Annotated in this window: 1 protein-coding gene; it reads left to right on the plus strand. The window is 65.5% G+C overall.

Annotated features, from left to right (window positions below):
* Position 1: 1 nt before the first annotated feature.
* Positions 2 to 1,147, plus strand: a 1,146-nt coding sequence (ispG, locus tag ABH925_RS37700; RefSeq protein WP_370156163.1) for a flavodoxin-dependent (E)-4-hydroxy-3-methylbut-2-enyl-diphosphate synthase, incomplete at its 3' end; no start/stop codon positions are given.

Below are 1,147 nucleotides of genomic sequence, written 5' to 3' on the forward strand. Positions count from 1 at the left end.
GATCTCGCTCGGAATGCCGTCCACGCCGCTCAAGCCGCTCGCCGTGCGGCGGAAGAGCCGTCAGATCATGGTCGGGAGTGTCCCGGTGGGTGGGGACGCGCCGATTTCGGTGCAGTCCATGACCACGACGGTGACTTCGGACATCAATGCGACCCTGCAGCAGATCGCGGAGCTGACCGCGTCCGGGTGTCAGATCGTGCGGGTGGCGTGCCCGTCGCAGGACGATGCGGACGCGTTGGCGACGATCGCGAGGAAGTCGCAGATCCCGGTGATCGCGGATATTCACTTCCAGCCGAAGTACGTGTTCGCGGCGATCGATGCGGGGTGTGCGGCGGTGCGGGTGAACCCCGGGAACATCCGCCAGTTCGACGATCAGGTCAAGGAGATCGCGAAGGCGGCCTCGGATGCCGGGGTGCCGATCCGGATCGGGGTGAACGCGGGGTCGTTGGACCGGCGTCTGCTGGAGAAGTACGGGCGGGCGACGCCGGAGGCTTTGGTGGAGTCGGCGTTGTGGGAGTGCTCGCTGTTCGAGGAGCACGGTTTTCGGGACATCAAGATCTCGGTGAAGCACAACGATCCGGTGGTGATGATCGCGGCGTACCGGCAGTTGGCGGCGGCGTGTGACTATCCGTTGCATCTGGGGGTGACCGAGGCGGGTCCGGCGTTCCAGGGGACGATCAAGTCGGCGGTGGCGTTCGGTGCGTTGTTGTCGGAGGGGATCGGGGACACGATCCGGGTGTCGTTGTCGGCTCCGCCGGCGGAGGAGATCAAGGTTGGTAACCAGATTCTGGAGTCGTTGAATCTGCGTCGGCGGGGTCTGGAGATCGTGTCGTGTCCGTCGTGTGGTCGGGCGCAGGTGGATGTGTACAAGCTGGCGGAGGAGGTCACGGCGGGGCTTGAGGGGATGGAGGTGCCGTTGCGGGTGGCGGTGATGGGGTGTGTGGTGAATGGTCCCGGTGAGGCGCGTGAGGCGGATCTGGGGGTGGCGTCGGGCAATGGCAAGGGTCAGATCTTTGTGAAGGGCGAGGTGATCAAGACCGTGCCGGAGTCGAAGATCGTGGAGACGCTGATCGAGGAGGCGTTGAAGCTGGCCGAGCAGATGCAGCAGGACGGTGTGCCCTCCGGCGAACCCACCGTCGCCGTCAGC

The sequence above is a fragment of the Streptacidiphilus sp. EB129 genome (assembly GCF_041262645.1).
In the GTDB taxonomy this organism is placed as follows: domain Bacteria; phylum Actinomycetota; class Actinomycetes; order Streptomycetales; family Streptomycetaceae; genus Streptacidiphilus.